This window comes from Synechococcus sp. CB0205, from assembly GCF_000179255.1.
In the GTDB taxonomy this organism is placed as follows: domain Bacteria; phylum Cyanobacteriota; class Cyanobacteriia; order PCC-6307; family Cyanobiaceae; genus Vulcanococcus.
In genome coordinates, this window is record NZ_ADXM01000009.1 from 1 (window position 1) to 6306 (window position 6306).

A 6306-nucleotide genomic window follows, 5' to 3' on the forward strand; every position below is an offset into this window, starting at 1 on the left:
TTGCTTCCCCCGATCGGCGGCTGGCGTGCCCTGCTGAACCTCGGGGGCATCGCCAACCTGACCCTGCTGCCGCCCCGCTCCGGCCCCGACCGCCAAGCAGCGGTGCTGGGTTGGGACTGCGGCCCCGCCAACAGCCTCTTGGACCTGGCGGTTCAACACTTCAGCCAGGGCGAGCGGAGCTTTGATGCCGGCGGTGCCTGGGCGGCGGAAGGCCAGGCCGATGAAGCCCTCATCACCCGTTGGCTGCAGGAACCTTATTTCCAAAGCCAACCGCCCAAATCAACGGGCCGCGAGCTCTTTGGTGCAGCCGACCTCCAGCGGCGACTGGAGCAGCTCAATCCGCTCCAGCCCGCTGATGCCCTGGCCACCTTGACGGCCTTCACGGCGGCGGTGGTCGCGCAGGACTTGCGGCAGGCCCCTCCGGCCCTGGAGCTGCTGGTGGCGGGGGGCGGGGCACGCAACGCCACCTTGATGCGGGAACTGCGCCGCCGCTGCCGCGGCCTTTGCCTGCGGTCCCTCGCTGAGCTGGGCATTGCCGACAGCGACCGGGAGGCCCTGGCCTTTGCCCTGCTGGCCTGGTGGCACGGACTGGGCGCCAGCGGCTCGCTGACGTCGGTGACCGGGGCCTCGCAGCCCTCCGTTCTCGGGCTCTGCGCCGAGCCACCGGGGCTCAGGCACCACCCCTGAGATCAACTTCCGTCGCGAAGGATCGGCAAGAGCCGATGCGATTTATAGGGTGAGAGGGTCCGGCCGCAGAATCCATGAGTTCCGGCAATGCCCCCGCGCTCTATGAGCGCATCCGCAGCGATCAAGACCTCACCCAGGAGCTCTTCCGGCAGGCCCTGCAGGATCCCTCAGGCACCCTCAGCCGCATCTGTGAACTGGGGCAGAGCTGGGGACTCCCGGTGAGCCGCGACGACGTCAAAGCCCACTTGGCCAGCGTCGAAGACCCCGACACCAAGCAATGGCTTCTCAAGGCCCGCGGCGGACTCTGAACGGTTGCGCTGGGGCCGGCGGTCTTCCCCCATCCAACTGAAGAACAGCCAGTAGCTCACGATCGCGAGGCCGGCGGCCACCACCAGGGCCGCCACCTGCTCGAGTCGCTTCACCATGGCGGTCGATGCAGTCAGGAACCTCCAGTCTGCAGGGCTGATCGGCCTGCAATCAGCCGGAGGGAGATGATGTCGGTACGACCCAGGGCGTGAGCCCGAACCGGCGCCCTCTACCAATACCGCCTTGCTTCGCCTCGAACGCGTCTCCAAGATCTATCCCACGGGCGAGGTGCTCCGGGATGTCACCTGGGAGGTGAAAACCGGGGACCGCATTGGCCTGGTCGGCGTGAATGGCGCCGGCAAATCCACCCAGATGCGGATCATCTCTGGGCTGGAGGAGCCCAGTAGCGGGCAGGTGGTGAAGCAGGGGGAACCCCGCATCGTCTACCTCCAACAGGAATTCGACGTTGACCCGTCGCGCACGGTTCGGCAGGAGTTGTTCCAGGCCTTCGGCGAAGCCGCCCAGGTGCTCAACCGCCAGCGTCAGGTGGAAGAGGAGATGGGCTCTGAGCAGGCCGCCAACGATCCCGACCACCTCGACGCCCTGATCCATGAACTGGGCCGGCTGCAAAGCCGCTTTGAGGGGCTGCACGGCTACGAGCTCGACGCCCGCATCGACAAGCTGCTGCCGACCATCGGTTTCAGCCCCGAGGGGGCCGAGCAGCTCGTGGGGGATTACTCCGGGGGCTGGCAGATGCGCATCGCCCTGGGCAAGGTGCTGCTCCAGGAGCCCGATCTGCTGCTGCTGGACGAACCAACCAACCACCTGGATGTCGAGACCATCCAGTGGCTTGAGGACTATCTGATCGGCCAAGCCTGCCCGCTGGTGGTGATCAGCCACGACCGAGCCTTCCTCGATCGGGTCTGCAACCAAATCGTCGAGACCGAACGCGGCGTCTCCCGCAGCTACCTGGGGAACTACAGCAACCACCTCGAGCAAAAAGCCCTCGAGCGCGAAGCCGGGCAAGCCGCCTTTGAGCGGCAACAGAAGGAACTCGCCACCCAGCAGGCCTACATCGATCGATTCCGCGCCAGCGCCACGCGATCCACCCAGGCCAAGAGCCGCGAAAAGTTGCTGGACAAGGTGGAGCGAATTGAGGCACCGACTGAGAGCGTCAGCGGTCCTCGTTTCCAGTTCCCGCCCGCTCCGCGCAGCGGTCGTCTGATCGCCGAGATCAAGGACCTAAGCCACAGCTATGGCGAGCAGATTCTTTTCTTAGGGGCCAATCTCGAGATTGAACGGGGGGACCGGATCGCCTTTGTCGGACCCAATGGGGCCGGCAAGTCGACGCTGCTGCGGCTGGTGATGGGCATCGAGACCCCCGACGAGGGCTCAGCCGGGCTTGGCGAGCACAACGTGATCGCCAGCTACTTCGAGCAGAACCAAGCCGAGGCGCTCGACCTCAGCAAAACGGTGATCGACACGATCTTCGAAGCCGTTCCGGACTGGACCCAAACCCAGGTGCGCTCACTGTTGGGCAGCTTCTGCTTCAGCAATGACGCGGTCTTCAAGGAGGTGGGCAAGCTCAGCGGAGGCGAGAAGGCCCGGCTGGCTCTGGCGTTGATGTTGCTGAGCCCCTGCAATCTGCTGGTGCTGGATGAGCCGACGAACCACCTGGACATCCCAGCCAAGGAGATGCTGGAGGGCGCTCTTCGTGACTACGAAGGGGCCGCTCTGGTGGTCAGCCACGACCGCTATTTCATCTCCCGCGTGGCCAACAAGATTGTCGAGATCCGCGACGGCGAATTAGTGGTCTACCGCGGTGATTATGCCTACTACCGCGAGAAGAAAGCCGAGGAATCTGCAGCCACCCAGGCCGCCCTCGAGGCCGCCGAACAGGAGGCCAAGCGCAAGGCCAAACGCGATAAGCAAAAAGCGAAGGAAGCCGCCCGCAAATCCGCTGCCTGACAGGACAATCGCCTCAAGTTCACAGGACAGAGCGAAGAAATACCTAACGCAAAAACTTCACAAGGCACTAGGCAAGAAGACTCATTTTTCTAGGGGTTATTGAACACTTGTGCATAGGCTGTTAAGGCCCATCGAGAGCCGGCCATGGATCCCCTGTTCAACGCAACTCCATCGGCTTTCCCCCGGGCCCACGCCACCCCCGGCATCCCCGCCCGAAGCGAGGGGGATCCGGTGAGCAGCTACTTCGAATGCATCACGGCCTGCTCCGTGGATGACGGCGAATGCGTGACCCAATGCGTTGAGGTGCTGCGCGAGCAGCAATGACGCCCTAGCGCTGCATCAAGGTCGAGAGCTCGACGGGGGTCACTCGGACCTCCAGACCCTGGCCATCCCGCTCTAACTCCAGCAGCAGCGGCCGGCCCACGCCATGGCGACTGACCACCTGGATCAGGGCCGCCGGATCAGCCACGGGTTGCCCCGCCGCGGCCACCACCACATCACCAGCGCGGACCCCAGCGCGAGCCGCTGGCCCGCCGGGCATCACGCTGCGGACCCTTGCACCAGCGCTGCCCTGCACGGGCTCTAGGGCAACGCCCACCATCGCGTGGCTGACCTTGCCGCTGGTCACCAACTGCTGGGCCACCGATCGGGCCTGATTCACAGGGATGGCGAAGCCAAGACCCGCCCCAGGGCCGGAGCGCACCAAGGTGTTGATGCCAATAACCTCCCCGTCGGCGTTGAGCAAGGGCCCACCGGAATTGCCGGGGTTAATGGCGGCGTCGGTCTGAATCAGCTGCAACCGCTTATCGGTGATCCCCAGCGCCGCGGCGTTGCGGTTCAGGTTGCTGACGATCCCCAAGGTCACGGTTTGATCCAGGCCGAAGGGATTGCCCACCGCAATCACCCATTCGCCCACCTGCAGGGCATCGGAATCACCCAGGGCGGCCACGGGCCAAGGACCTGGCCCGTTCAAGCGGACCACGGCGAGGTCCGTGACGCTGTCACTGCCGACAACCTTGCCCTCCACCCGGCGACCGTCGGGCAGACCGACCATCACCCGCGTCGTGCCCTCGACGACGTGGGCATTGGTCAGCAGCAAGCCCGAGGGGTCGTAAATCACCCCACTGCCCTGGCCCCGCTCGGTCCGCTGGGAGGGGGGAATCCGGGTCGCTCCGCCCCCGGGCGGCAGCCCGAAAAACTGCCGCAGCATCGGGTCGTTAAACGGGAAGGGCGTGACCAGGGATCCCCCTGGAACCACGACCGTGCGCTCCGTGTCGATGGTCACGACCGCAGGGCCGGTGCGCTTCACCGCCTCGGCCACAAAGGATTGACGGGTCAGGGCCGGCGCCGGTGCGCTCTGGGCCGCCACCGGTGGCAGAGCCAGGAGGACGGGTCCCGCACCTGCCGCCAGCAAAAGGCCGGCCATCCGTGCTGCTGCGCCAGCCATGGAACCAAGAGCAAATCTGCGAAACCGTAAGCAGAACGCTCCAGGGCACGCAAGCACCGGGGGGCGCGCGATGATGGGGCAGTCGGCCTTCCAGAGCTCCGCCATGCTCGCCACCACACCCGATCTCGGTCTGGTCGCCAGCAAGCTGCTGCCGCTGGTCTACGGCGCCTGCTTCATCGGGCTGCTCTGGCAGGCCTTTCGGATCATGGCCCGCGGCTATTCAGCCGTGCCCCGTCCCGGTGACCGGGACCGCACGCCTCAGGGGGATCGAACGGGGCGGCTGACGATTCACCCCGAGCTCTTGGATCAGGACGGACAGCTCACCCAAGACGACCTACTCACGGTGCGTTTTGGCGAAGACGACGAGTAACCCGCCTGACTGAACGACCCCAGAGCAACCCGCTTGGACCCTCCAGCTGGTACAACCAGTGGGTGCTTGTGAACATTGGCGGAGGCTGAGTGGAGCAAAGAACCCGGATCGTGGCTGCTGTGCTCAAGGCCATCAAGCTGCCCCCGCGCTTCCAGCTCAAGTTGGTGAAAGAGGATCCCGTTCGCCTGGAACTGATCCTGACTCCCGCCTACGGCAAGGAGCCCATCCTGGTGGGCCTCGTTGAATCCCAGGATCTGGTGACCCGCCGCGACCGCGAAGGCCGCATCCCTAGGGATCTCCAGGGCACCTGGGACTGGACCGTGCGCCACGGCAACGTCAACACCGGCGGCTGGAACCCCTATCTCAAAGAAGCCCTGCAGACGATGTTTGAAACCGGTCTGCCGGCCATCGTCTACGAAGAGCTGACCGGTGAGCTGTACCACCCGGTCGATGGCGCGCGCCACGTGCGCTGACGCCCGGATCACCCAGCGTGCCGCTTCCGATTGAGCCGCTGCTACCCGAGCTGGTGCAGCGGCTTCCAGCGGGCGGAACCTTGCTGCTGCAGGCTCCACCGGGGGCCGGAAAAACCACAGGCGTTCCCCTGGCCCTGCTTGAGGCCCTGCCCCCGGAGAGCGGGCGGGTCTTGATGCTGGAGCCGCGCCGGCTCGCTGCCAAAGCCGCGGCCCAGCGTCTGGCCAGCAGTCTTGGCGAGGACGTTGGCCAACGGATTGGCTATCGCGTCCGCCTGGAGAGCCGGGTCTCAGCCGCCACCCGGGTGGAGGTGCTGACCGACGGTCTGTTCCTGCGGCAGCTGCAGTCCGACCCCAGCCTGGAGGGGGTGGCCTGCGTGATCTTCGACGAATTCCACGAGCGCCGCAGCGAGGCGGACCTCGCCTTGGCGCTACTGCGGGAGGCCAGGGCGGTGATCGCACCGGAGGTGCGACTGCTGGTGATGTCAGCGACGCTCAACCTCCAGCCCCTGCGCGAACAGCTGCCCGAGGCCGCGCTGCTGACCAGCGAAGGACGAAGCTTCCCCGTCGCGGTCCAGCACCAACCGGCTCGAGAGCGTGAAACCCTCTGCTCCCAGGTGGTCCGGGCCCTGGAGAGCCAATGGCTTGACCAACGGCAGGACCACGAGACCGCCCTGGTGTTCCTCCCTGGACAACGCCAGATTCAGCAGTGCCAGGAGGCGATCGCGCGGACCAGCTGGTCCCAGGACCTGGAGATCTGCCCCCTGCACGGCAACTTGCCCCTGGGGGAACAGAGCCGCGCGATCCAAGCCAGCCGCAGCCCCGCGGGGAAGGTGGTGCTGGCGACGGCCATTGCCGAAAGCTCCCTGACGATCGCCGGGGTCGCCCTGGTGATCGATAGCGGCCTAAGCCGCCGCAGCCGCTTCGACCCCGCCAGCGGCATGGAGAGCCTGGTCACACTCCCGGCGAGCCAGGCCAGTGCGGAGCAACGGGCCGGACGCGCCGGACGCCTCGGACCAGGGCGCGCGATCCGCCTCTGGAGCCCCGCGGAGCAGCAG

At 66.2% G+C, this 6306-nt stretch carries 8 protein-coding genes; 7 read left to right on the forward strand and 1 reads right to left on the reverse strand.

What is annotated here, in order from left to right; translation table 11 throughout:
• The 4 genes from CB0205_RS14050 to CB0205_RS0100685 form a co-directional block, all read left to right on the forward strand.
• A partial coding sequence (locus CB0205_RS14050) for an anhydro-N-acetylmuramic acid kinase (protein ID WP_043705125.1) occupies nucleotides 1-687 on the forward strand: 687 nt, incomplete at its 5' end.
• A 74-nt stretch (nucleotides 688-761) separates the two neighbouring features.
• The gene (locus CB0205_RS0100675) at nucleotides 762-995 is read left to right on the forward strand and encodes a hypothetical protein (protein WP_029625999.1); all 234 of its coding nucleotides are present in this window, start codon (nucleotides 762-764) and stop codon (nucleotides 993-995) included.
• 241 nt (nucleotides 996-1236) lie between these two features.
• Nucleotides 1237-2961: an ABC-F family ATP-binding cassette domain-containing protein gene (locus CB0205_RS0100680; RefSeq protein WP_010313129.1), complete on the forward strand. Its 1725-nt coding sequence runs from the start codon at nucleotides 1237-1239 to the stop codon at nucleotides 2959-2961.
• Nucleotides 2962-3105: 144 nt separating this feature from the next.
• Entirely contained in the window at nucleotides 3106-3285 is a 180-nt protein-coding gene (locus CB0205_RS0100685; protein WP_010313131.1) for a hypothetical protein, read from the forward strand.
• A 4-nt stretch (nucleotides 3286-3289) separates the two neighbouring features.
• Here the strand turns inward: CB0205_RS0100685 and CB0205_RS0100690 are convergent, their stop codons facing one another.
• Entirely contained in the window at nucleotides 3290-4387 is a 1098-nt protein-coding gene (locus tag CB0205_RS0100690) for a trypsin-like peptidase domain-containing protein (RefSeq protein WP_010313133.1), read from the reverse strand.
• A gap of 91 nt (nucleotides 4388-4478) precedes the next feature.
• On the opposite strand from CB0205_RS0100690, the gene CB0205_RS0100695 reads away from it, so the two are divergent.
• The 3 genes from CB0205_RS0100695 to CB0205_RS0100705 form a co-directional block, all read left to right on the forward strand.
• Nucleotides 4479-4778, forward strand: a complete 300-nt coding sequence (locus tag CB0205_RS0100695) for a DUF2973 domain-containing protein (protein ID WP_010313135.1) — start codon at nucleotides 4479-4481, stop codon at nucleotides 4776-4778.
• A gap of 89 nt (nucleotides 4779-4867) precedes the next feature.
• Nucleotides 4868-5251, forward strand: coding sequence for a hypothetical protein (locus tag CB0205_RS0100700; RefSeq protein WP_010313138.1), 384 nt, complete (start codon nucleotides 4868-4870; stop codon nucleotides 5249-5251).
• Nucleotides 5252-5268: 17 nt separating this feature from the next.
• The coding region (locus tag CB0205_RS0100705) for a DEAD/DEAH box helicase (RefSeq protein ID WP_010313141.1) at nucleotides 5269-6306 on the forward strand (1038 nt) is incomplete at its 3' end.